The 24,700-nt window shown below is 58.7% G+C and carries 21 protein-coding genes and 1 pseudogene; 5 read left to right on the forward strand and 17 right to left on the reverse strand.

All coding sequences use genetic code 11. The annotated features are described in order from the left end of the window. Window positions 1–5: 5 nt before the first annotated feature. Window positions 6–1,225 (reverse strand): annotated as a pseudogene (locus PspR84_RS06750) (S-type pyocin domain-containing protein). A gap of 171 nt (window positions 1,226–1,396) precedes the next feature. Then, the gene (gene nhaA, locus PspR84_RS06755; protein WP_099758184.1) at window positions 1,397–2,581 is read right to left on the reverse strand and encodes a Na+/H+ antiporter NhaA; all 1,185 of its coding nucleotides are present in this window, start codon (window positions 2,579–2,581) and stop codon (window positions 1,397–1,399) included. A 251-nt stretch (window positions 2,582–2,832) separates the two neighbouring features. Here nhaA and PspR84_RS06760 point away from each other — a divergent pair, with 251 nt between their 5' ends. After that, window positions 2,833–3,927 carry a PLP-dependent cysteine synthase family protein gene (locus PspR84_RS06760; protein ID WP_160056389.1) on the forward strand — a complete coding sequence of 365 codons (1,095 nt, stop codon included), beginning with the start codon at window positions 2,833–2,835 and terminating at the stop codon, window positions 3,925–3,927. A 146-nt stretch (window positions 3,928–4,073) separates the two neighbouring features. Here PspR84_RS06760 and PspR84_RS06765 read toward each other — a convergent pair whose 3' ends face one another. The 3 genes from PspR84_RS06765 to PspR84_RS06775 all read right to left on the reverse strand — a co-directional run bounded on the left by PspR84_RS06765 (window position 4,074) and on the right by PspR84_RS06775 (window position 7,097). Further along, window positions 4,074–5,687, reverse strand: a complete 1,614-nt coding sequence (locus PspR84_RS06765) for an NAD(P)/FAD-dependent oxidoreductase (RefSeq protein WP_160056391.1) — start codon at window positions 5,685–5,687, stop codon at window positions 4,074–4,076. Window positions 5,688–5,784: 97 nt separating this feature from the next. After that, window positions 5,785–6,438, reverse strand: coding sequence for a hypothetical protein (locus PspR84_RS06770; RefSeq protein WP_160056393.1), 654 nt, complete (start codon window positions 6,436–6,438; stop codon window positions 5,785–5,787). Between the two features lie 59 nt (window positions 6,439–6,497). Then, window positions 6,498–7,097, reverse strand: a complete 600-nt coding sequence (locus PspR84_RS06775) for a short chain dehydrogenase (protein WP_160056395.1) — start codon at window positions 7,095–7,097, stop codon at window positions 6,498–6,500. A 104-nt stretch (window positions 7,098–7,201) separates the two neighbouring features. Here PspR84_RS06775 and PspR84_RS06780 point away from each other — a divergent pair, with 104 nt between their 5' ends. Further along, complete coding sequence (locus PspR84_RS06780; protein ID WP_160056396.1) at window positions 7,202–8,116, forward strand: LysR family transcriptional regulator; 915 nt, start codon at window positions 7,202–7,204, stop codon at window positions 8,114–8,116. A 115-nt stretch (window positions 8,117–8,231) separates the two neighbouring features. Here the strand turns inward: PspR84_RS06780 and PspR84_RS06785 are convergent, their stop codons facing one another. The 9 genes from PspR84_RS06785 to PspR84_RS06825 all read right to left on the reverse strand — a co-directional run bounded on the left by PspR84_RS06785 (window position 8,232) and on the right by PspR84_RS06825 (window position 15,975). Continuing rightward, window positions 8,232–8,711 (reverse strand): DoxX family protein, encoded by a 480-nt coding sequence (locus PspR84_RS06785; protein WP_160056398.1) that lies wholly within the window; start codon window positions 8,709–8,711, stop codon window positions 8,232–8,234. After that, window positions 8,708–9,466 carry a DNA-binding domain-containing protein gene (locus PspR84_RS06790; RefSeq protein ID WP_160056400.1) on the reverse strand — a complete coding sequence of 253 codons (759 nt, stop codon included), beginning with the start codon at window positions 9,464–9,466 and terminating at the stop codon, window positions 8,708–8,710. The genes PspR84_RS06785 and PspR84_RS06790 overlap by 4 nt, the downstream gene beginning before the upstream one ends. Then, window positions 9,463–10,350, reverse strand: coding sequence for a DUF692 domain-containing protein (locus tag PspR84_RS06795; RefSeq protein ID WP_160056402.1), 888 nt, complete (start codon window positions 10,348–10,350; stop codon window positions 9,463–9,465). Before PspR84_RS06795 ends, PspR84_RS06790 begins: the two co-directional genes overlap by 4 nt. A gap of 25 nt (window positions 10,351–10,375) precedes the next feature. Further along, on the reverse strand, window positions 10,376–10,681 hold the full coding sequence (locus tag PspR84_RS06800; protein ID WP_007918537.1) for a DUF2282 domain-containing protein: 306 nt from the start codon (window positions 10,679–10,681) through the stop codon (window positions 10,376–10,378). A gap of 292 nt (window positions 10,682–10,973) precedes the next feature. After that, a complete protein-coding gene (locus PspR84_RS06805) occupies window positions 10,974–11,675 on the reverse strand; it encodes an ABC transporter ATP-binding protein (RefSeq protein WP_008082262.1) in 702 nt (233 codons plus the stop codon). Then, window positions 11,676–12,443, reverse strand: coding sequence for a high-affinity branched-chain amino acid ABC transporter ATP-binding protein LivG (gene livG, locus PspR84_RS06810; RefSeq protein WP_077571419.1), 768 nt, complete (start codon window positions 12,441–12,443; stop codon window positions 11,676–11,678). Beyond that, window positions 12,440–13,696 (reverse strand): high-affinity branched-chain amino acid ABC transporter permease LivM, encoded by a 1,257-nt coding sequence (locus PspR84_RS06815; RefSeq protein WP_160056404.1) that lies wholly within the window; start codon window positions 13,694–13,696, stop codon window positions 12,440–12,442. Before PspR84_RS06815 ends, livG begins: the two co-directional genes overlap by 4 nt. Beyond that, window positions 13,693–14,616 carry a high-affinity branched-chain amino acid ABC transporter permease LivH gene (gene livH, locus PspR84_RS06820; RefSeq protein WP_007918526.1) on the reverse strand — a complete coding sequence of 308 codons (924 nt, stop codon included), beginning with the start codon at window positions 14,614–14,616 and terminating at the stop codon, window positions 13,693–13,695. Before livH ends, PspR84_RS06815 begins: the two co-directional genes overlap by 4 nt. Before the next feature lie 231 nt (window positions 14,617–14,847). Next, window positions 14,848–15,975 (reverse strand): branched-chain amino acid ABC transporter substrate-binding protein, encoded by a 1,128-nt coding sequence (locus tag PspR84_RS06825; RefSeq protein ID WP_095138462.1) that lies wholly within the window; start codon window positions 15,973–15,975, stop codon window positions 14,848–14,850. A gap of 352 nt (window positions 15,976–16,327) precedes the next feature. Between PspR84_RS06825 and PspR84_RS06830 the strand changes: the two genes are divergently transcribed. After that, window positions 16,328–16,648, forward strand: a complete 321-nt coding sequence (locus PspR84_RS06830; RefSeq protein ID WP_160056406.1) for a DUF2288 domain-containing protein — start codon at window positions 16,328–16,330, stop codon at window positions 16,646–16,648. 275 nt (window positions 16,649–16,923) lie between these two features. On the opposite strand, the gene PspR84_RS06835 is transcribed toward PspR84_RS06830, so the two are convergent. Then, window positions 16,924–19,122, reverse strand: a complete 2,199-nt coding sequence (locus PspR84_RS06835) for a hypothetical protein (protein ID WP_160056408.1) — start codon at window positions 19,120–19,122, stop codon at window positions 16,924–16,926. 198 nt (window positions 19,123–19,320) lie between these two features. Between PspR84_RS06835 and PspR84_RS06840 the strand changes: the two genes are divergently transcribed. Next, window positions 19,321–20,217, forward strand: a complete 897-nt coding sequence (locus PspR84_RS06840) for an NAD(P)-dependent oxidoreductase (RefSeq protein WP_174244435.1) — start codon at window positions 19,321–19,323, stop codon at window positions 20,215–20,217. Here the strand turns inward: PspR84_RS06840 and PspR84_RS06845 are convergent. Both PspR84_RS06845 and PspR84_RS06850 read right to left on the reverse strand, forming a co-directional pair. Beyond that, a complete protein-coding gene (locus PspR84_RS06845; RefSeq protein WP_160056412.1) occupies window positions 20,108–22,390 on the reverse strand; it encodes a bifunctional diguanylate cyclase/phosphodiesterase in 2,283 nt (760 codons plus the stop codon). The genes PspR84_RS06840 and PspR84_RS06845 overlap by 110 nt on opposite strands. A 149-nt stretch (window positions 22,391–22,539) precedes the next feature. Next, entirely contained in the window at window positions 22,540–22,908 is a 369-nt protein-coding gene (locus tag PspR84_RS06850; RefSeq protein ID WP_007918504.1) for a YkgJ family cysteine cluster protein, read from the reverse strand. A gap of 301 nt (window positions 22,909–23,209) precedes the next feature. Here PspR84_RS06850 and PspR84_RS06855 point away from each other — a divergent pair, with 301 nt between their 5' ends. After that, on the forward strand, window positions 23,210–24,559 hold the full coding sequence (locus PspR84_RS06855) for an MFS transporter (protein WP_160056414.1): 1,350 nt from the start codon (window positions 23,210–23,212) through the stop codon (window positions 24,557–24,559). The last annotated feature ends 141 nt before the right edge of the window (window positions 24,560–24,700 follow it).

Genomic DNA, 24,700 nt, shown 5'->3' on the forward strand with positions numbered 1-24,700 from the left:
ACCCCTCATAGATATTTCTTAATGCTGCGTTTCTTCTTTTTTGGCGGATCTAACTGCTTGCCGGTTTTGTGGTCGAACGATCCCAAGTGAGTGCCATCACTTGCCCGGTACGTCTCAAGTTCTCCATGTAGAAAATCCCATTCATATATTGTTCTGCCTTTCGCATCCGTCCAGCGATCTCGGAGACCACCCGCGTATGGGGTTTTCTTTTTTGCTCTTCTCAAACCGGGAAATGCAGTGATATCGCTTGTTTCGGGAGCAGGATGGTAGGTATGTCCAGCTTCGGCGGTACCGTGGCGTCGAACATTTAGAACAATATAAACCGGCCGAACCCCGGAGTTCGGGGGAAACACCAGAATAAAATCCCGGTACTCCGGCGGATAAGCCGGATTCACCAGAATCCCATCCGCCGCTGTTGTCGGCGGATAAACCCAAATATGCGGCGCTTGCGGTGCGGCTTCCAGCGCCGGAATACCGAGGATGTCCGAGCCATCTACAGCAGGCGTCCAGATCAGTTCTACACCTTCGCCAAAGTCAGCAATGAACTGGCTTCCACGCAACTTGAACTGCACGACATCAACCATTTCCCAATCGCGATTCTTGCCGGTGTAGAAGCCGTAGCCCTTCAGGCTGCCGTCGGCCTGTTGTTCGACCCTCAGCCGAACACGCGTTCGCGCCTGATCAAGTCCACGCAGTTGTTCGTCGGTATAGAGCGCACTGTCGCCAAGACTCGATGGCATGAACAGCGCAACCAAACCAACCAAAGGCGCAACAGCCGCGCTTGATACAGCAGCGGGCAGTGCTTCAAACACCGATTCGCCAGAGCCAGACTGCCAAATCCAACTGGAATAGCAGTTGCACCGATTTTCTTGAGAGGAACTGCGCCGCTCTCATCGGCTTCACGCGCGCCCAGCAGGATCAGCTCGCCGTAATCCTTCAGGCTGTCGGTCGGCACCATCCCCGCAGGATTGGAGTAATCGATAATCGCATCCGGCAATTTGCAGGATTTGGCGAATACGCAGCCGGCACGAACGGGCTCTGTCTTCTTAACCGCCACCTCACGGCTGCGCTCGAAAGCCTCCTGCCGCGCCAGCATGGCGTCGTAAGCATTTTGTCTGGCATCGCGCTCGGCCAGTTCAGTGGCCGTCATGTAGCGGTATGTGACGTGATGCCCGTCGCCTTGCGGTGGGTTTTGAACCCGGGGAATGCCCTTGTTGCCAGCCACTGATCATCCTTTCTTTCATCCGTCGACAGCCCTTCGCAAAGGGCTGCGCGACGTTAACGAAGCAGGAAAATGGTGGCTGTAGGACGCGTCTCTAAAGACGTGGGATTGTTCGCTGTGTAACAGGAACGCAGGAAACTTGTGGCGAGGGAGCTTGCTCCCTCGCCAAAGAGGTTATATCGCTTGGGAGTTCTTGCGACTCGCCGCCGCCGTCACCGCATAACCAATCAACGCCGCCAGAATCGACCCAGTCAAAATGCCCATCCGGTCCATTCCTGCGTAATCGCTCACACCCGGCTCAAACGCCAGCGAACCGACGAACAGGCTCATGGTGAAGCCGATACCGCAAAGAATAGCTACGCCCATGACCTGGCCCCAGTTGGCGCCTTGGGGCAGGGTGGCGATGCCGATCTTCACGGCCAGCCAGGTGAGGCCGAACACGCCGACGGTCTTGCCCAACAGCAGGCCTACCGCGATGCCCATCGGCACATGATGGGTGAAGCTTTCGACGGTAACACCGCTGAGCGACAGGCCAGCGTTGGCGAAGGCGAACAGCGGCAGAATGCCGTAAGCCACCCACGGGTGCAGCGCATGTTCGAGGGTCAGCAGCGGCGACGGCTCGGCGTTTTTCGTGCGCAACGGGATGCAGAACGCCAACGTCACACCGGCCAGTGTCGCGTGAACGCCACTCTTCAATACGCAGACCCAGAGGATCAAACCGATGATCATGTACGGCCCAAGCTTGACCACCCCGAGCCGGTTCATCGCCACCAGCGCCGCGATGCACGCTGCCGCCAGACCCAGCGACAGAGTCGACAGTTCGCCGGAGTAGAAGATCGCAATGATAACGATGGCGCCGAGGTCATCGATGATTGCCAGGGTCATCAGGAACAGCTTCAGCGACACCGGCACGCGCTTGCCGAGCAATGCCAGCACGCCGAGGGCGAAGGCGATGTCGGTTGCGGTCGGGATTGCCCAGCCGTCGAGGGCTGCCGGATTGTCACGGTTGAGGAACCAGTAGATCAGCGCCGGCACCAGCATGCCGCCGATCGCGGCCGCACCGGGCAGGACGATCTGTGAAGGCTTCGACAGTTGGCCGTCGAGAACCTCGCGCTTCACTTCCAGGCCGATGAGCAGGAAGAACATCGCCATCAGACCGTCGTTGATCCATAGCAGCAAGGGTTTAGCGATTTTCAACGCACCGATCTGCGCCACCACCGGGGTGTCGAGCAGGCCGGTGTACAGCCACGACAGTGGCGAGTTGTTGATAATCAGAGCAAGGATGGCCGCAGCGATCAATAACAGACCGCTGGCAGCTTCCAACTGAAAGAAACGCGTGAAAGTGCTACGCAGAGGCAAGGTCGCTCTCCATCGAATCGTCAAAAAGGTGGGACACCCTAACCCGTACTGTTAGTTGTTAAAACAAAAGTTATATTCTTTTTTGTTATATGGCGTTACAAGGTGTCTGGCTCAAGCCACGCTGAGCCTAGCAGTTGTCTGACATATTGAGACTCAGCTGTATCTGTGCGCGCTATAGGATTTTTCCTAAGCTGATGAGTGAGCCTTTTGGACGCATTCATCTCCTGCCCGATTCAACGAGAACCATCACCATGAGCGACAACCGACAGTGGGCCCGCGAAGCCATCCGCATCATCGAGGCGGATTTTCAGCGCAGCGCCGACACCCACCTGATCCCTTTGCCGCTGCCGGGTTTTGCGGGCATCGAGTTGTACTTCAAGGATGAGTCCAGTCATCCGACCGGCAGCCTCAAACATCGCCTGGCCCGTTCGCTGTTTCTCTATGCGTTGTGTAACGGCTGGTTGAAGCCCGGCGCGCCGGTGATCGAGGCGTCCAGCGGTTCGACGGCGATTTCCGAGGCGTACTTCGCGCGGATGCTCGGTTTGCCGTTTATTGCGGTGATGCCGGCGACCACCTCCAAAGAGAAGATTGCGCAGATCGCCTTCTACGGGGGCCAAAGTCATCTGGTGAAAGATCCCACGCAGATTTACGCTGAATCCGAGCGTCTGGCCCGCGAGCATGGCGGCCACTTCATCGATCAGTTCACCTACGCCGAACGCGCCACCGACTGGCGCGCAAACAACAATATCGCCGAGTCGATTTTCCAGCAGATGCGTTACGAAAAACACCCGGAACCGAGCTGGCTGATTTCCAGCCCCGGCACCGGCGGCACCACCGCAACCCTTGGCCGCTACGTGCGCTATCGCCAGCACTGCACCCGGGTGTTGTGCGCCGATGCCGAGCGTTCGGTGTTCTTTGATTACTACCAGACCGGCGATGCGAGTTTGCGTCTGGATTGCGGTTCGCGGATTGAAGGCATTGGTCGGCCGCGCGTTGAGGCGTCGTTTCTGCCGAAGGTGATCGATGCGATGGTCAAGGTGCCGGACGCCTTGTCGCTGGCGGCCATGCATTATCTGGCGCAGCGTCTGGGACGGCATGTTGGCGGGTCGAGCGGGACCAATCTGATCGGCGCCTTGATGGCGGCGCAGCAGATGAAAGCGGCGGGGGAGTCGGGGTCGATCGTGGCGATTCTGTGCGATGGCGGCGAGCGGTATGCCGACACTTACTACGATCAGGATTGGCTGCAAGCGCAAGGGTATGAGTTGGCGGGGTTGATCGAGGCGGTGGCGGCGAGTGCCGAGCGCGGTGAGCCGCTGCCGACTTCAGTCCTGCGCGCCAATATCTGAAGAAACGCAAAAACCAAATATGGGGGCGACGGTGCGACGATTCGACCTGCTCGCGAAGGGGGCATCTCATTCAACATCATTGTTGTCTGAAATGCCGCTTTCGCGAGCAGGCTCGCTCCCACAGGGCTTTGTATTGCTTCAGATGATTAGTCAGTCAGGCCGAGAATGTCGCGTGCCACGGCCTCGGCAATGCGAATCCCGTCCACACCCGCCGACAGAATCCCGCCCGCATAACCCGCGCCCTCACCAGCAGGGAACAAGCCCTTCACGTTCATGCTCTGCAGGGTTTCGTTACGGGTAATGCGCAACGGCGACGACGTGCGCGTCTCGATCCCGGTCAACACCGCATCGTGCAGCGAGTAACCGCGAATCTGCTTCTCGAACGCTGGCAAGGCTTCACGAATCGCCTCAATGGCAAAGTCCGGCAAGGCCAGGGCCAGATCGCCCAGTGCCACGCCCGGTTTGTACGACGGCTCGACTTCGCCCAGCTCGGTCGAAGGAATGTCGTTGATGAAGTCGCCAACCAGTTGCGCCGGTGCCTTGTAATCGCTGCCGCCAAGGATGAAGGCGTGGGACTCCAGACGCTCCTGCAACTCGATCCCGGCCAGCGGGCCGCCCGGATAATCGACTTCCGGGGTGATGCCGACGACGATGCCGGAGTTGGCGTTGCGCTCGTTACGCGAGTACTGGCTCATGCCGTTGGTGACCACGCGGTTCGGCTCGGAAGTCGCCGCGACCACCGTGCCGCCCGGGCACATGCAGAAGCTGTAGACCGAACGGCCATTTTTGGCGTGGTGCACCAGTTTGTAGTCGGCGGCGCCCAGTTTCGGGTGGCCGGCGTACTTGCCCAGACGCGCACGGTCGATCAGTGATTGCGGGTGTTCGATGCGGAAACCCACCGAGAACGGTTTGGCTTCCATGAACACGCCACGGCTGTGGAGCATGCGGAAAGTGTCGCGGGCGCTGTGGCCGAGGGCCAGAACCACGTGTTTCGAATGCAGGGTTTCGCCGCTGGCCAGTTCGACGCCGACCAGTTGGCCGTCTTCGATCAGCACGTCGGTGACGCGTTCCTGGAAGCGCACTTCACCGCCCAGTTCGCGGATCTGCTCGCGCATGTTTTCAACCATGCCGGTCAGACGGAACGTACCGATGTGCGGCTTGCTGACGTAGAGGATTTCTTCCGGCGCGCCAGCCTTGACGAACTCGTGCAGGACTTTGCGGCCGAGGAACTTAGGATCCTTGATCTGGCTGTACAGCTTGCCGTCGGAGAACGTGCCCGCGCCGCCTTCGCCGAACTGCACGTTGGACTCGGGGTTGAGCACGCTTTTACGCCACAGGCCCCAGGTGTCTTTGGTGCGTTGACGGACTTCGGTGCCACGTTCGAGGACGATCGGCTTGAAGCCCATTTGCGCCAGCAACAGACCGGCGAAGATCCCGCACGGGCCGAAACCGACGACGATCGGGCGCTGGCTCAGGTCGCTTGGCGCTTCACCTACGAATTTGTAGCTGACATCCGGCGCCACGTTGACGTTACGGTCGTCGGCGAACTTGCCCAACACCTTGGCCTCGTCGCGCACTTCGAGGTCGATGGTGTAGATGAAGCACAGTTCGGAGGACTTTTTGCGCGCATCGTAGCTGCGCTTGAACAAGGTGAAATCGAGCAGATCATCGCTGGCGATGCCCAGACGTTGCACGATGGCAACGCGCAGGTCTTCTTCGGGATGGTCGATTGGCAGCTTGAGTTCAGTGATTCGTAACATGGCGAGGATCCGGGTTCGCGGGGCGCACAACTGCGCCAGGGCGTTTGAAGGCCGCGATTATAAGCCGCAAAGGCCGGATCCGGTGAGGCTAAAACGCTCAGTCGTTGCGCGATCCGCCGAAATACCCGCACCCGCGCTGCACCTGACCGTCGATGCGCAACTCGGCGCTCATGTGCTGCACGCTACCGGTGCTGCTGTCGACGCAGCGTTGTGGCGCGACCCACAATTCGATGCGCTGATTGTTGGCTTCACTGCTGAGGTTGAAGCGGCCGTCGCCCAGTTGTTCTTCAACATACGGCATGGCAAGCGGCGGCTGGCCTTCGCGGTCGATGACCATGCCTCTGCCGCTGACTTTGACGTTCCATTCCGGGCCATGGCCGGCGGCGCGGAGGATCAGCAGTTTGAAATTCGGATCATCGCAGGCCGTGCCGGAGCGCTCGACGCGATACAACTGAGTCAGGTCGAGGCGGTCACCGGCGACTTTGCCGCGGACATCGGCAAACAGTTTGCCTTGTTCATCAGCAAGTGTTGCTGCTTCCTGCAGAACGCTGGTGCCGCCGATGTCATTGACCACCAGTTGACGCTGCTCCTGGCACGGCTGGAACACCAGTTTGCCGTCAGCGGCGGTCAGTTGCCCCTGCATCCGCGTCTGCCCGACGTGCGAGGCACTTTCTCGCTGGCCGTCGAACAACTGGCAAGCGGCAAACAACGGCAGCAGGGCAACAACGACTAACGAACGGGCAACACGCATCTTCGACTCTCCAGACAAGTGCCGCCACGTTACGCAGCCTGACCGTTCATCACAAGGGTTTAGCCCACGTGAAATGTCTGACCTGTCTGCAAGCCTTCGACACTTTTCGCGTAGGCCAATGCCACATCCGCTGCAGGAACCGGCTTGTAACCACGGAAATACGGGGCGTAACTGCCCATCGCTTCGAGCAGTACGGTCGGACTGATCGAGTTCACTCTCAGGCCGCGTGGCAGTTCGATGGCGGCGGCGCGGACGAAACTGTCCAGAGCACCGTTAACCAGCGCTGCGCAGGCGCCGCTGCGAATCGGATCGTGGCTGAGCACGCCGGTGGTGAAGGTGAACGAGGCGTCGTCATTGGCGAATTCGCGACCAATCAGCAGCAGATTGACCTGACCCATCAGTTTGTCTTTGAGGCCGAGAGCGAAGCTGTCTTCCGTCATCTCGCCCAGCGGTGCGAAGGTCACGTTGCCCGCAGCGCAGACCAGCGCATCGAACTTGCCGGTCTTTTCGAACAGTTTGCGGATCGACGCGCTGTCGCTGATATCCACTTGCAAATCACCGCTGGTGCGGCCGATACGAATGACTTCGTGGCGTTGCGACAGCTCTTTGTCCACCGCCGAACCAATGGTGCCGCCAGCGCCTATCAACAGAATCTTCATCGAGCTGTACCTCAAGTGATTGAACGAGGTTTCAGTCTAGAGTGGTTTTTTCTGCGGATAAGCGCACTAATGGGCAACCTTTGGTTTTCAGATGGAAACAATCCATGAGCGAAATGGATGATCTGGCGGCGTTCGCGGTGTTGATCGAAGCGGGCAGTTTCACCTTGGCAGCGCAGCAGTTGGGCTGTAGCAAGGGGCAGTTGTCCAAGCGCATCAGCCAGCTCGAGGCGCAGTTCTCCGTGGTGTTGCTGCAACGCACGACCCGGCGCTTGAGCCTGACCGCGGCGGGCGCGGCATTGTTGCCGCAGGCGCAAGCGTTGGTCGTCCAGGTCGAAAAAGCGCGTCAGGCCTTGGCGCGGCTAAAAGACGATATGGCCGGACCGGTGCGAATGACGGTGCCGGTGTCTCTGGGGGAAACCTTTTTTGATGGTTTGCTGTTGGAGTTTTCGCACAAATACCCCGAAGTGCAGATCGAGCTGGAGTTGAACAACAGTTATCGCGATTTGTCGCGGGACGGCTTTGATCTGGCGATCCGTAGCGAAGTGGCCAATGACGAACGACTGGTTGCCAAACCGTTACTGGCCTGGCAGGAAATGACCTGCGCCAGCCCGGCATATCTCGAGCGTTTCGGTGAACCGCTGACGCCGCAAGCATTGACCGAACATCGCTGTTTGCTCAACAGCCACTACAGCGGGCGTGAGGAATGGCTGTATCACCAGCAGCATGAATTGTTACGAGTGCGGGTGTCAGGACCGTTCGCCAGCAATCATTACAACTTGCTGAAGAAAGCCGCGCTCAGCGGCGCCGGTGTCGCACGATTGCCTTCCTACTTGCTGCAAGCGGAATTGGCTGACGGCAGATTGCGCTGGCTGCTGCGAGATTTTCAGACCCGACGCATGCCGATGTACCTGGTGCATCCGTATCAGGGCGGATTGCCGAAGCGCACGCAGGTGCTCGCAGACTATTTGATCGGCTGGTTCAAGCGCAGCGGCGAGGCGTTGGATCGACTTCAGCGCTGATCATATGAACATAAACCCCATGTAGGAGCTGCCGAAGGCTGCGATCTTTTGATTTTGTTTTTTTCAAAGCAAGATCAAAAGATCGCAGCCTTCGGCAGCTCCTACAGGTCGGCGTTCAGTTGGCGAAACGGCGGGCGATCAGGTGATCGATCGACACCTTGCCCGGGCCGGTCGCCATCAGATACAGCAACACCGCCGCCCAGGTGCCGTGAGTCGGATAGGCATCGGGGTACACAAACAGCTGAATGGTCAGCGTCATGCCCAACAACGCCAATGCCGAAAACCGTGTGGCGAAGCCGATCAGTATCAGCACCGGAAAAAAGTGTTCGGCGAACGCCGCCAGGTGCGCGGCGAGTTCCGGCGACAGCAGCGGCACGTGGTATTCGCTCTTGAACAACGGAATGGTCGAGTCGGCCAGCCGCGGCCAACCGAGTTGAAAGGTCCCGTCGATCAGGTCGATGGCCAAACCTTCAACCTTGGTTTGCCCTGACTTCCAGAACACCGCGGCTATCGAGAAACGGGCAATGAAGGCGATCAGGCTGTGAGGGATTTTTTCCAGCAGCGCGATGGCGCGGGTGATGAGGAGGAGGCTCATGGCGATTCCTTGTTGTTCAAGTGGGTGATCGCGTTGTGTGCGGTCAGCAGGCCGAGGGTTTGGCCGAGATCGAATTCAGGGCTGTTTTCAACCGCTGCCAGAAGTGGTTGGCCATCGATCAGATGACGGATAAACACGCTGGCCCCGGGTTCGAGGGCAAACACTTCGACGTCCAGGCCATTGCGCAGAATCAGGGCATGTTGCCGACGATCGATCTCGATGCCCTCGAGCACAGCGTCCTGCTGATGTGCCGCCCAGATCGCAACCACGGCATAGGCGCAATCGAGCAAGTGCAGGGACGGATGAAACACCAGGCACAATTCACTCAAGGCTTGTGGGGAGGCTAACGCCGCAGTGATTTGTTCGTGCCGCACCGGCTCGGCGTCGGCGGCGTGATAGGCCCGCGTGCGCAAATGCTCGAGCCGCGCGACATCGGCCAGATAGGGCACGCTCGAGGCGGATTCGAATGTCTGGATGAAGGCTGCAAACGCTTCGCCATAGCGATTCATCAGCGGACTTTGCGGCGGCTGCTGTTGTACGAAAATGGCCGCCATGGCGCGGAAGAAATCCTCGCCGACCAATTGCGCAACCACCGGATAACTGTCGCTCAACGCATTGATCAGCGAACCCAGCACGTTATTGCGGTACACCGCGAAACGGCTCGCCGGATCGGCACCGTTGGCGCAGCACAGACCTTCGGGGCAGGGTGCCCGCGTGTCGATGAGCGCGGCAGCGAAATCACGTTGAACGCTCATGAGCGTGCTCCGGCATCCATTAAAAACGCCTCAGCTTGTTGCGCCTCCGCCAGTAGCACCTCGAACGCCGGCACGTGATTGTCGCGCTCGATCAATGTCGCCACCGGACCGATTCGTTGCAGCACTTTCCGGTACAAACGCCAGACGGCTTGATCGATCGGGGCACCGTGATCGTCGATCAGCAAGCGATCGCCAAGGCTGTCGCTATCCTCGGCAAACCCCGCCAGATGAATTTCACCCACCGCGTGTAATGGCAGCGCATCGAGATACGCCAGCGGATCCCGCTGATGGTTGACGCAAGAAACATAGACATTGTTGACGTCTAGCAACAAGCCGCAGCCGCTGCGGCGGATGACCTCGGCGATGAACTCCGCTTCATCGATGGTCGAACGCTGAAAACCCAGATAGGTCGCCGGATTCTCCAGCAACATGGGCCGTTTGAGCGTGCTCTGCACCTGATCGATATGCTCGCAGACGCGGTTCAATGTCGGCGTGTCATAGGCCAGCGGCAACAGGTCATTGAGAAACACCGGGCCATGGCTTGACCAGGCCAGGTGTTCGGAAAAGGATTGCGGTTGATAGCGCTGAATCAGTTCGGCGAGGCGTTTGAGATGCTGTTTATCCAACGGTCCTTCAGCGCCGATGGACAAGCCGACACCGTGCAGCGACAGCGGATACTGCTCGCGGATCAAACCGAGAAAATGATGAAACGGACCGCCGGCCACCATGTAGTTTTCGGCGTGGACTTCGAAGAAGCCAATGTCCGGTAGTGAGCCGAGCACGTCACGAAAGTGCCCGGTCTTGAGCCCCAGCCCGGCACGGGGCGGGAGCCCGAGAAGGGCTGCCTGAGTGCAGGAGGGGGCATGGTCATTGATTGTGAGCATGATCGTCACTCAGGCAGGCCAACGATCAGGACTTGGCTTTGAAGGCTTCCATCTGACCGAAACCGGTCGGCGAGGTTTTGCTTTCAGTGGTGGCGCAGGTGCCTTTCGGTACGAGCTTCCAGGCATTGGCCTGATAGTCCATTTTCGACGTGCCGGCACAGGTGGTGCCCGCGCCTGCTGCGCAATCGTTGTGACCTTTCATGGCCACGCCGAAGCATTTTTCCATGTCGGCGTCGGCAGCATGGACGGTCGATACAGCGGCCATGCTCAGGGCAGAACCGAGGGCCAGAACCAGGGCGGTGGCGGACAGGGTGCGGGTGGTAGCAGTCATGATGTTTCTCCAGTCTTGTTCAGGGTTTTTACAAGCGCGTTTGCGCTTGCTTGTCCCTCTAGAGAAACGAGGTGGCGTTGCGTTACAGCCCGCTCAAAATCTTTTTGGAAAAACGCAAAACCCTGTAGGAGTGAGCCTGCTCGCGATGGCGTCATGTCAGATACTGGTGATGTTGAATGACACAACGCCATCGCGAGCAGGCTCACTCCTACAAGGGCTTTTTGGAGAATCTGAAAATCGTGCAGGCACAAAAAAAACGGCCCGAAGGCCGTTTTTTGTTTAGCGAAACACATCAACCGCCGAGGTACGCCTCGCGTACTTTCGGGTCGGTCAGCAGCGCTTCACCGGTGCCTTGCATGACCACACGGCCGTTCTCCAGAACGTACGCCCGGTCAGCAATTTTCAGCGCCTGGTTGGCGTTCTGCTCAACCAGGAACACCGTCACACCGTCCTTGCGCAGCATTTCGATGATGTCGAAAATCTGCTGGATGATGATCGGTGCCAGGCCCAGCGACGGCTCGTCGAGCAGCAACAGCTTGGGCTTGCTCATCAACGCACGGCCGATGGCGAGCATTTGCTGTTCGCCGCCGGACATGGTGCCGCCGCGCTGGTTGAAGCGTTCTTTCAGGCGTGGGAAAAGTCCGAGAACCTTGTCCATCTGTTCCTGATAGTCGCCTTTGTCGGTGAAGAAGCCGCCCATGGACAGGTTTTCTTCAACGGTCAGACGGGCAAACACCCGACGACCTTCCGGCACCACCGCGATGCTTTTGCGCATGATCTGCGACGAGTCCTGGCCGACCAGCTCCTCACCCATGTAGCGGATGCTGCCGCTGTGCGCTTGCGGCGAACCGCAAAGTGTCATCAGCAGCGTCGACTTGCCGGCACCGTTGGCGCCGATCAGGGTCACGATCTCGCCCTGACGGACTTCGACGTTGACGCTGTGCAGGGCCTGGATCTTGCCGTAGAAGGTGGAAACGTTTTCGAACTGCAGCATTTACGCTTCCCCCAGGTAGGCTTTGATCACTTCAGGATTGTCGCGGATCTGTTCTGGCGTACCGTCGGCCAGAGGCGTGCCCTGGTTGATCACGACGATGTGGTCGGAAATGCTCATGACCAGTTTCATGTCGTGTTCGATCAGCAGCACGGTGACGTTGTGCTCTTCACGCAGCACGCTGATCAGCGCCTTGAGGTCTTCGGTTTCCTTCGGGTTCAGACCGGCAGCCGGTTCGTCGAGCATGAGGATCCGCGGACGGGTCATCATGCAGCGAGCGATTTCCAGACGCCGTTGCTGACCGTAAGCCAGGGTGCCGGCGGTACGGTTGGCGAACTCCTTCAGGTTGACCTTTTCCAGCCAGTACTCGGCAAACTCCATGGCCTCGCGCTCGCTTTTGCGGAACGCCGGGGTCTTGAACAGGCCGGCCAGGAAGTTGGTGTTCAGGTGACGGTGCTGGGCGATCAACAGGTTCTCGACCGCCGTCATATCCTTGAACAGGCGCACGTTCTGGAACGTGCGCACCACGCCTTTGAGGGCGATCTTGTGGCCCGGCAGGCCTTGAATCGGCTCGCCGTCCAAAAGGATGCTACCGCCGGTGGGCTGATAGAAACCGGTCAGGCAGTTGAACACGGTGGTCTTGCCGGCGCCGTTGGGCCCGATCAGTGCAACCACCTGTTTCTCTTTGACGGTCAGGGCCACACCGTTGACCGCGAGCAAACCGCCGAAGCGCATGCTCAGGTTTTCGACTTTAAGGATCTCGCGGCTCATTTTCGCAACTCCATGTGTGGGCGTTGCATCGGCAGCAGACCTTGTGGACGCCAGATCATCATCAGCACCATCAGCGCACCGAACATCAACATCCGGTACTCGCTGAACTCACGCATCATTTCCGGCAACAGAATCATCACCACGGCAGCCAGGATCACACCCAACTGCGAGCCCATACCGCCCAGCACCACAATGGCGAGGATGATTGCCGACTCGATGAAGGTGAACGATTCCGGGGTCACCAGACCCTGACGGGCGGCGAAGAAGCTACCGGCGAAACCGGCGAATGCAGCGCCGAGGGTGAACGCGGACAACTTGATGATCGTTGGATTCAGACCCAGCGCACGGCAGGCAATTTCGTCTTCACGCAACGCTTCCCACGCACGGCCGATCGGCATGCGCAGCAAACGGTTGATGACGAACAGCGCCGCCAGCGCCAGCACCAGGGCAACGAGGTAGAGGAAGATCACCTTGTTGATCGAGTTGTATTGCAGGCCGAAATACTCGTGGAAGGTTTGCATGCCTTCCGCGGCTTTACGTTCGAAGGTCAGACCGAAGAACGTCGGTTTCTCGATGTTGCTGATGCCGTTCGGACCGCCAGTGATGTCGGTCAGGTTACGCAGGAACAGACGGATGATCTCGCCGAAGCCGAGGGTCACGATCGCCAGATAGTCGCCGCGCAAACGCAGCACCGGGAAGCCCAGCAGGAAGCCGAACGTCGCGGCCATCAGGCCGGCAATCGGCAGGCAGATCCAGAAGCTCAGGCCGTAGTAGTGCGACAGCAGCGCGTAGCTGTAGGCGCCGACGGCATAGAAGCCGACGTAACCGAGGTCGAGCAGACCGGCCAGACCGACGACGATGTTCAGGCCGAGGCCAAGCATCACGTAGATCAGGATCAGCGTTGCGATATCCACCGCCCCACGCGAGCCGAAGAACGGCCACACCAGTGCCAGCAGGATCAGCGCAATGATGAAATAGCGCTGGGTGGTTGGCAGAGTGAGGAAGTTGCTCGCTTTGGCCGGAATCAGCGGCAGGCCCGGCGATGAGCGCCAGGCCTTGCTGATCTGCTGGTTGAACAGCACGCGCAGGAACATCAGCACCGAACAGATGGCGATGGTCGCCAGCACGGTCGGGCTGGTGTTGTGCACTTCCAGGTTGATGCCGACGATGGTCAGTTTCAGACCGAGTACCGGGTAGGCCACGGCCCACACCAGCAAAGCGCTGAACAGCGCCTGTTTAAGATTCCTAGTCATACTTTCTCAACCTCCGGACGGCCCAGAATGCCGGTCGGACGGAACAACAACACCAGAACCAACAAGCCGAAAGCCACGACGTCCTTGTATTGGTCACCGAAGATATCGGCGCCAAACGCTTCCGCCACCCCCAGCACCAACCCGCCGAGCATGGCGCCGGGGATGCTGCCGATACCGCCAAGTACCGCTGCGGTGAAGGCTTTGAGGCCGACGAGGAAACCGGCGTTCGGGTTGATCACCCCGTATTGCATGCTCAGCAGCACAGCCGCAACGGCTGCCAGCGCGGCACCAATGACGAAGGTCAGGGCGATGATGTTGTTGGTGTTGATGCCGAGCAGGTTGGCCATCTTGATGTCTTCGGCGCAGGCGCGGCAGGCGCGACCCAAGCGAGAGCGGGAGATGAACAGCGTCAGGCCGAGCATGGCGATCAGGGTCACCACGAACACCACGATTTGCATGTAGGAAATCAGCACTTCTTGTGCGCCACCTGGGCCGAAGGCAATGTTGCCCGGAATCAGGTTGGGGATAGCTTTGTCCTTGGAGTCTTGCGCCAGCAGAACCGTGTTCTGCAGGAAGATCGACATACCGATCGCGGAAATCAGCGGGATCAGACGGTTGCTGCCGCGCAGGGGGCGGTAGGCAATGCGTTCGATGCTGTAACCGTAGGAACTGGTGACGACGATGCTGGCGATGAACGCCGCCGTCATCAACAGCGGGACACTGTCGAGTCCCATCATGGTCAACCCGGCGATGGCGATGAACGCCACGTAGGAGCCGATCATGTACACCTCGCCGTGGGCGAAGTTGATCATTCCAATGATGCCGTAGACCATCGTGTAGCCGATGGCGATCAAGGCATACATGCTGCCAACGTTCAGGCCGTTAACCAGCTGTTGGAAGAAGTGATAGATGTCAGGCATTACAGCGCTCCTAAAAACCTGATACGCATTTCACTGGTGGAGTCATTTTCCCGCCCGGCCCCGTGGATCTTTATCCACTTCGAATCCGGGTTTTGCCAGCGAACCGCTGATGACGGTTTTGAGATTTTCAGGTGGGGAGACTGGCGGATCACGCCAGCGCGGCCCAATACATTCGTAAAACAAAGCCCACGGCACGCCGTGGGCTTTATTGGCAGTCAGTCAGGCAGCGCCTTACTGAGGCGATACTTCAGTTTTAGGTTTGCCGTTGTGCCACTCGTAGACCACGAATTTGAAGTCTTTGAGGTCGCCCTTGGCGTCGAAGCTCAGGTCGCCAGTCGGGGTCTTGAAGGTCCCGGCGTGGATGGCTTCAGCCACTTTGGTCGCGTCTTCGGACTTGGCTGCCTTGATGCCTTCGGCAATTACAGTCACCGCCGAGTAGGAAGGGAACACGAACGGACCGCTCGGATCTTCCTTCTTGGCTTTGAATGCATCAGCCAGAGCAACGTTGGCCGGATCCTGGTCGAAGGATTTTGGCAGGGTCACCAGCAGACCTTCGGACGCATCCTTGGCGATCTGGGTGATGGAATCGTTACCCACGCCTTCCGGACCCATGAACTTGGCTTTCAGGCCTTTTTCCTGGGCTTGGCGCAGGATCAGACCCAGCTCCGGGTGGTAGCCGCCGTAGTAAACGAAGTCGACGTTGGCTTGCTTGAGCTTGGCGATGATCGCCGAGAAGTCTTTGTCGCCGGCGTTGACGCCTTCGAACACGGCCACCTTGGTGCCTTTCTTCTCGAGGGTCGATTTCACCGCGGTGGCGATGCCTTCACCGTACTGTTGCTTGTCGTGCAGGACGCCGACAATTTTCGGTTTCACGTGGTCGGCAATGTAGTTACCGGCGGCAGGGCCCTGGGCGCTGTCCAGACCGATGGTACGGAAGACCATTTTGTAACCACGGGCGGTGATGTCCGGGCTGGTGGCAGCCGGGGTGATCATGATCACGCCTTCGTCTTCGTAGATGTCCGAAGCCGGTTGAGTGGAGCTGGAGCACAGGTGACCGACGACGAACTTGACGCCGTCGTTGACGACCTTGTTCGCGACCGCTACCGCTTGTTTTGGATCGCAGGCATCGTCGTATTCAACGGCTTCGAGTTTCTTGCCGTCGACGCCGCCCTTGGCGTTGATTTGCTCGATGGCCATTTTCGCGCCACTGAACTGCATGTCGCCGTATTGGGCTACTGGACCGGTTTTAGGGCCGGCGATACCGATTTTGATGGTGTCAGCTGCGAACGAATGGCTGGCAACCCCGGCCAGAACCATAGCGGCAAACAGTTTGGAAATCTGCTTAGTAGCCTTAGTCATAGTGCTCCACTCTTACTGTTGTAATTTTTTTGAGTTCTGGCGCCGTAGCAGCAGAACCGGGTCAGATATCTTTGCGATACCCTCCGGAAATGCCCCCGGCAACTGTACCGGTACAGTGTAGAGCGCCGGTTGTCAGCCTGGGAAGCGGGCGCCGAGGGGCAAAACTTGGGGGTGTCGCATTTTTGAATGAAAAAGACAGAATTGCGGCGGGGCGTTCGTGGGCATATAGCCCAATCAGCAGCATTCCCTGGCGTTCCTGCTCTTTTCGTTCGGTGCAGCCTTTTGCAACCGGGTTTTGCTGGCGGACCACCAACGTTATTATTCGCGTCGATTTCTTTTCCGGACAGCACCCATGAATCAAGAACCTAGCACCCTCTATGCCAAGCTGCTTGGTGAAACCGCATCGATTACCTGGAAAGAGTTGGAGCCGTTCTTCGCCAAGGGTGCCCTATTGTGGGTCGACCCTGCGCTGGATTTGATCGCCGCCGCCGAGGCCGTGGCCTCGGATGATGGCGAGAAAGTGGCTGCCTGGCTGGCCGAAGACAAACTCGCCAAGCTGTCTGAAACGCGGGCGCTGGATCTTTTCGAGCGCGATCCCGAGATGTGGGCAGTGGTAGTTCGGCCGTGGATTCTGGTCCAGGAAAGGGCGGTCGCTACTGGCGTCGCACCTTGATGGTGCGTCCGGTCATCGGCGAAAAGTGTGTAGCGGAGTAGCGTGATGGCACGTTGCCGTAGAGAAACACCACAAGCGCGGGTGGGCTCACGGTGACGTAAACGTAACGGGAACAGTTTAGTAAGCAGCCTAACGGCTGCTTAATTGTTTCTGGATGTTGGATTCGAGATTTCTTTCGTCTGAAAAGGCCATCGCGAGCAGGCTCACTCCTACAGGGGAACGCATTCCAATTGTAGGAGTGAGCCTGCTCGCGATTGCCGCGACTCGATCCTGGATCAGACCGAGAACGACTTGCCGGTATGGTTATTGAGGGAAATAACCTTGGTCTTGCCAATCCGGTGACGGTAAATCTCGCGCAGGTATTTGATCGACTTCTTCACGCAATCGCGCGACAAACGAATGTCATTGATCGAGACAAACTTCTCTTTGTCGTTGATCAGCTCGCGGTACTTCTTCTCGTACATCGGTTTGATCGCGTACCAGTTGGTATCGAGGATCTTCGCCGGGTTTTCGAACTCGTTGAGCAGGTCGTCGATGCGGTCTTCGTCGAACTCTTCATTAATGATGAAATCGAGGATCGAGTTGTCCAGGGTCTCGTCGAAACGGTACGGGTTCTTCGCGAAGCAGCGTTTGATGAACGCGACGATCAGGGTCAGGAAGTCATCCGAGAGGCACGGGCTCTTCGCGATCAATGTGGTCAGCGACAGGTTGGCCGAGGCGCCGATTACCAGTGCGTAACGCTTGAGCGTGGTATTCGGGAACAGGCTGTTCAGGTGAGTCTTCAACCGGTTCAGGTCCATGTACGACAGCTTGTAGTCTTTCGGCAGCGAGACGATCGAGACCACCGATGAGCAGTTCTTGAAGAAGTGCAGGTCGTGCAGCGCCGCAGCGTCGTAGCCGGAATTCTTGTACTGCTCAAGCGACGCGCGATAACGCTTGGACTCGATTGGCAACAGGCTGATGCCTTCAATCGCCTGGGTCACTTTGTTGAAGTGCGGCAGGTCGATCGAACGGAAGAACAGGTCGTCGATGTTCAGGCGCTGCGGCTCTTTGTCGAACACCTTGAATTTGTCGCTGCTCGGCGGCGGCGTTTCCGGCACCACCGATTCGGCGTAGGCAATCGCCACCGGGCCGGCCAGGCTCATGAACAGGTCGTTGGCGTCGAGGCGAATGGTTTCGCCAATGTCGATACCGGCACGGCGGAAGTAGTTCTGGTCGTAGTCCGTGGTGACAGCCTGCGCCGTCAGAATGTTGAAGATCTGCTGCGAGATGTACTGGTTGGCGTGCTTTTCCATGGCATTGACATCAATGTTCTGGATGTTGCCGTCGTCGCTTTCTTCGGCGTAACGCATGATGTCGTTGGAGATCAACATCATCGCGTTCCAAGGGCGGATACGGCCCATGACGCTGGCTTCGCTGCTGTCTTCGTTGGCGAAGTTGTAGGAGAAATCCCATTCTTCCGAAAGATATTTGCACAGCAGGCGACCGGCGTTGATGTGCAGCGCCTCGGACATTTCGCTGCGGTGATCGGAGATGTTCGGCAGCACGCAGATGCCGCTGGTGAAGATCGGTTCGAACACGAACGAATGCCCGCTCTTGCCGTCATGCTCGTCCATCGGCTTGGTGTCGAACGTCTTGTTCATGTACGAGTGCTGCTGGGCCAGGCCGAACTCCGAGGCCATGCCGGAACCGGTACCGCCGCCAGCACTGAAGATCGAGAAATACAGGCGCGACTGGTTGGCCTTGATGCCGCAGCTGTCGATCAGGTACGAGTGGATCATTTTCCAGTCTGGGCTGGAGAAGCGCTGAGTGTCCTTGTTGAGGATGATCTTCGCCAGGTACTGGCCGAGGATCGGCGCGTTACCGGCGCCACCGGCGTGGACTTCGGACAAGTCCATGATCTTCATTTTGCTGTAGTCGCGCAGGAAGCCGCTTTTCTCGCCTTTGCGCGAGAAACGGATGCGCCCGGCGATGTCCTTGTCGAGGTCGCCGAGCATCACCAGTGGTTCGACCAGAAACACCGGTTTGGTCGATTTGTTTGGGCCGATGCGCAGGTTGTTCTTGATCCACTGCGCCGGGCTGTAGCCCTTGTCGGCCAGGCGGCGATCCGCCGCGCGATCTTCGTTATTGAATTCGTTGAGGTAGAACTTGCGCGCGTTGTACACCAGCTCCGCGACGTCGAGGGCGATGTTCGAGCCGCAGCGACCGAGGCCGATCAGGCACACCGAAGGGAATTCCTGGTCGTTGTGCTGTTCGTTGTCGCCTTCCAAGTGCGGCGGACGCGGGAACACCAGATCACGCAGGCCGTCGAGGTTGTCGAGGATGCGGTCGGTATTGGTTTCGGTGAAGTACAGGTATTGCTGAGTCGACAGCGGGCGCGACGGGACCAATGGCTTCGACGATGACGGGCTGTTGGCGGCAGGGCTCAAAGTCAGATCGGCTACCGCAGTGGCGGGATTGTTTTTAGAATTCATTGTGCGCCATATACCTGGACTGGGTTGGCTCGCGGGCCAGTTGCCTGCGAACCTCACGGAATAAGATCTCGCGTCTTTTAATTGCGCGAATTGAGCCCGAGCATCAGGGTTTTGGCCTGACTGTCGCTGGGGGGAATCCTTTCCTGATCGTTGATGAATCGGCCATTATTCGGCGATCTTTAATCGAAAAGAGGCAAAATGATGTCAACGCTACCTTCGTTGGGGTTCGCCGGAATCGGTCTGATGGGCCTGCCCATGTGCCGGCGTCTGATGGCGGCGGGTTACCCGCTGACCGTGTGGAATCGCAACCCGGCCAAGTGCGCGCCACTGGTCGAGGCCGGTGCCCGCCAAGTGGCGACCTCCGCTGAATTGTGCGAGCACGCCGACGTGGTAATGCTGTGTCTGGCCGATACGGCGGTGGTTCGCGAGGTGGTGTTTGGCGCTGGCGGTATCGCCGAAGGCGCGAAAAACGGCCAGTTGCTGGTGGATTTTTCCAGCCTTGAACCGACGGCCACTCGCGAGATGGCGGCGGCGCTGGCGGATAAAACCGGGATGAGCTGGCTGGACTCACCCGTGTCGGGCGGCGTGGTCGGCGCCGAAGCCGGTAGCCTGGCGATCATGGTCGGTGGTGAAGCGGCAGATCTTGAACGCGTGCGCCCGGTGCTGCTCAACCTCGGTCAACGGGTCACGCACATGGGTGGCATAGGCGCGGGCCAGGTGACCAAGGCCTGCAACCAGATGATCGTTGCCTGCAATGCGCTGGTGATTGCCGAAGTGGTGGCACTGGCCGAACAGGCTGGCGTCGATGCCAGCCTGATCGCCGAAGCCCTGGCCGGCGGTTTCGCCGATTCAAAACCGTTGCAAATTCTTGCGCCGCAAATGGCCGAAAGCCGTTTCGAACCGATCAAGTGGCACGTGCGCACCTTGCTCAAGGATCTCGATACGGCAGTGAAGTTTTCCCGCGAACAAGGCTCGGCGACGCCGATCAGCGGATTGGCCGCACAACTGATGCGCCTGCATGGGGCGCAAGGCTATTTGGCGCAGGATCCAGCGACACTGGTGCAAATGTACCGCGCGCCAGAATCAACGGATTGACCGCGTGTGAATGCTTGCGCTGATTGATTTCTTCCAGCACCGGGCGCAGCTCGTCCAGCGGTACCGGGCGGCTGAGCAGGTAACCCTGAATAAAGTCGCAGCCCGAGCGTTCAAGGAATTCGTACTGCTCCAGGCTTTCCACGCCTTCGGTCACCACTTGCAAATGCAGGGTGTGCGCCATGACGATGATCGCCTGGACAATCTCCATGTCGGCCGTGGCCGTGGGAATGTCGAGGATGAACGAGCGGTCGATCTTCAAGGTGTTGAGCGGCAGGCGCTTGAGGTAGGCCAGTGAGGAATAGCCGGTGCCGAAGTCGTCGATCGACAACGACACCCCGAGCGCACGGATCTGCCGTAGCAGCACCAGGGTGTTGGCGATGTTGCCCATCAACGCGTTTTCGGTGACTTCCAGTTCCAGGCGTTCCGGTGCGACCCCGGCAGTGCGCAAGGCACTTTCGATTTCCGTGGCCAGTTCTTCCCGTGCGAGATTGAGCGGCGAGCAGTTCCAGGCAATTTTCAGTTCTTCGCAGCCATGCCGCGACAATTCACCGAGATCCTTGCATGCGCGGCGCAGCACCCAGTTGTCCAGTTCGGCGATCAGGCCATTGTTTTCGGCGATAGTGATAAAGCGATCCGGGGTCAGTAAACCGTGCAGAGGATGTTGCCAGCGGATCAGCGCTTCGAGTTTGGTGACACGGCCGGTTTTCAGTTCGAAGATCGGTTGGTAATAGAGCGTCAGACCGTTTTCCTCGCGCAGGGCGTGGCGCAGTTCTTCTTCCAGTTGCAGCTCGAAGCTGGCGCGGGTCTTAAGGTTGGAACTGAAAAAGTGCAGGCCATTACGTCCCGCGCCTTTGGATTGATACAACGCCAGATCGGCGTGCTTGAGCAGTTCTTCGCAGGTGCTGCCATCTTCCGGAAACAGACTGATGCCGATGCTGGTGGTCATCACCATGCGACGTCCGGCCAACTCGATCGGCTCTTTCATCTTGAGCATGATGCGCTGCGCCATATTGCGGGCTTCTTCGCGCTCACGCAGGTTAATGAGGATGCAGAATTCGTCGCCGCCGAAGCGCGCGACCACGTCTTCATGGCTGCGCACCGAGCCTTTGATGTGCTGGGCGATGACCTTGAGCAACTCGTCACCGGCATCATGGCCGAGGCTGTCGTTGATCCGCTTGAAGTGGTCGATGTCGAGAAACATCACCGCGAGCATGCCGCCTTCGCTGGTTTTCTGGCTGAGTTTCTCGGCGAAGATCTGGTTGAAACCACGACGGTTGATCAGGTTGGTCAGGGCGTCGTAGTTGGCCACTTGTTGCAGTGACATGCGCGCCTGATCGAGTTGACTGAGCAAGGCGTTGAGCCGGCGCAGATCCTCTTCTTTGTTTTGCAGTTTCTTGTCGGCCAGCCCTGCACTGATCGCACTGCCAAGGATCAGCAGGATGATCAGCGCCACGGTCAGGCCCAGTTGCAGATGCCCGTTATCGCCGCCGCTCGCTGTCAGGTCTCCTTCGGGAAGAACCAGATCCAGCGCAGCCATGCCGGTGAAATGCATGCTGATGATGCCGGCGCCGAGAATCAGTGCAGCGCTGTACTTGAGCAACTGATGCGCCACGCCGCTGCCTTCGCTCAGATAGCGGGCCACCCACAGCGCGGCGAAACTGGCGCCGATGGCGATCGCCACAGACAGCGCGAACAGTACTGGCTGATAGTAGGCGGTGGCGCTCGACTTCATCGCCGCCATGCCAACGTAATGCATGCCGGCGATGCCCAGGCCGATGACAAACGCGGTTTTCAAGCAATGCAATGCACTCGGCTGCGCTTCGCTAAGGGTTTGCATGGCCAGCCAAGAGGCGAGCAGGGCGATCAGCAACGAGAAAAGGGTGATGCCAAGGTCGTACTGAATGTCGATGGGTGTCTGGAAAGCCAGCATGCCGATGAAATGCATGGCCCAGATGCCGCCGGCCAGGCAGGTCGCGCCGATCCAGCGCCAGATCCGCCGCGACCCCGGATCTTCGGCATTTACAACGCGCTCAGCCATATCCAGAGTAGCGAAACTGGCTGCGCAGGCGACCAGATACGCAACCATCACCAGGAGAGGGTTGTGACTGCAATCGAGGATGACCTGCCCGCTCTCCGGCAGCTCGGTAACAAACTGCAAACCAAGCCACTCCATAGCATGCCCCGTCTCTGAAGTCGTCCTGACTGCGCGGTGAACGCAGGCGAATGACAGGAGTATAGAGGCGGTTTTTGGCCTGGAAGGGGTAGTGGCACATTGGCGCTAATGATTTCGGCATTAGCGTCATAGCGATTGGCGCTAAAGGCTCAAGCGATCTGTTCGAAAGGGATTTGCGCCCAGTCCGGTTGCAGCGGCGGCAAACCGAAACGCGCTCGGGCCTTGTCGCAGTCGACATTCTGTTCGCCGTTTTCCCATGACGATTCGAATTCGCGGCAGGGGCTGGAGCGCAATTCATAAATCGAGCACTTCACCTCGCTGCCGACTTCGCCGACCAACGCCGTGCAGCGCGGCGATTTGCAGTCGGTGCCATTCATTGCCACCCGACTGGGACTGATCTGTGTGACCAGTTCATCGGGCACCGTGCCGCCGGAAGATGAACACTCACCCCAAAAGAAAGACACGCGAAAATGGGAACAGCAGGCACCGCAATTCAGACACGGACTGACTTCAGACATGGGCGAGGGTATCAAAGGGATTGATCGGGAGATCCGGACGGATCCGCCGGCCATTCTAGGCTTTGCCGCAGACTTGGGAAGGGGGGCGCGAAACTATTTTTTTGTGGCAAGGTTTTGCCGCAAAAGCCCCGGTTTTCGGGGGATTGCAGGCTTATCAAGGGCTTACGTTTCGTTACAGTGCCATGGTCCGATATCAGGCAGACGAATGATCACAGACAGCCCCGTCCTGGCTGACTAGATTGCAGGTTCCGGGCTCGGATGCGTTGGCAGTGAAGCCCTATAACAATAAAGAGACGGACCCATGCAGAACTCGACCCAAGCGGCGAATGCCTGGCGCATTCTGTTCCTGCTGTTCCTCGCCAACTTGTTCAACTTCTTCGACCGCACCATTCCGGCGATCATCATCGAGCCGATCCGCATGGAATGGCACCTCAGCGACTTCCAACTGGGGATCGTCGGCACCGCCTTCACCATTGTTTACGCGATTGCCGGCCTGCCGCTGGGGCGGATGGCTGACACCGGCTCGCGCAGCAAACTGATGGGCTGGGGCCTGGCGACGTGGAGTGCGCTGACGGCGGTCAACGGTCTGGTCGGCAGTTTCTGGAGTTTTCTGATCGTGCGCATGGGCATCGGCATCGGCGAGGCCAGTTATGCGCCGGCGGCCAATTCGCTGATTGGCGATCTGTTTCCGGCCCATCGTCGGGCGCGGGCCATGGGCATTTTCATGCTCGGTCTGCCGTTGGGCTTGTTGCTGGCGTTCTTCACCATTGGCTGGATGGTGAAGGCGTTTGACAGCTGGCGTGCGCCGTTCTTTATTGCGGCAGTGCCGGGGCTGATCCTCGCGATCTTCATGTTCTTTATTAAAGAGCCCAAGCGCGGCGCAGCGGAGACCGTGCAGGTTTCGCAAGAGAAGGTCGACAGGCCGATCCGGCGGATTCTCGCGGTACCGACTTTTCTCTGGCTGGTGCTGGCCGGGTTGTGCTTCAACTTCGCAACGTATGCCTGCAACTCGTTTCTGGTGCCGATGCTGCAACGCTATTTCCTCATGCCGTTGCAGGAGGCGGCGGTGGCTACCGGGATGATCGTCGGCGTCACCGGGCTGGTCGGGTTGACGCTGGGCGGCTGGATTGCCGACAAGATTCACCAGCGTGTGGCCAATGGTCGGTTGTTGTTCGCCGCGTTCAGTCTGATTATTTCGACGTTGTGCACGGCCTGGGCGCTGCATGCCGGGCGCATCGAGATTGGTGTGTTTGTCGCGGTATTCAGTGTCGGCTGGCTGTTTGCCTACAACTTCTACACCTGTGTTTATACGGCGATTCAGGACGTGGTCGAACCGCGTTTGCGGGCGACGGCGATGGCGTTGTTCTTTGCCGGGTTGTATCTGCTCGGCGGTGGTTTGGGGCCGGTGGTGGTGGGGGGCTTGTCCGATCATTTTGCGCATACCGCGATGGCGGCGGCGGGGGCTGAGCAGATGACCGAGGCGTTCAAGGCAGTCGGGCTGCATGATGCGATGTACCTGATTCCGGTGGCGTTGTTTCTGACCATGGTGTTTCTGTTTCTGGCGGCGCGGTGTTTTGTGCGCGATGCACAGCGGATGAAGGAGGGGTTGGTTGCGGTGGTTGAGCCAGAAGTGGCTGCGGCGACGGCTTAAGATCAAAAGATCGCAGCCTTCGGCAGCTCCTACATAGGAGTACGGTTCCTGTAGGAGCTGCCGAAGGCTGCGATCTTTGCTTTTGCTTTGAATAAAAAAGGCCCGCATCACTGCGGGCCTTGTTGTTTTCAGCGCTGGAGC

It is taken from the genome of Pseudomonas sp. R84 (assembly GCF_009834515.1).
GTDB lineage: Bacteria > Pseudomonadota > Gammaproteobacteria > Pseudomonadales > Pseudomonadaceae > Aquipseudomonas.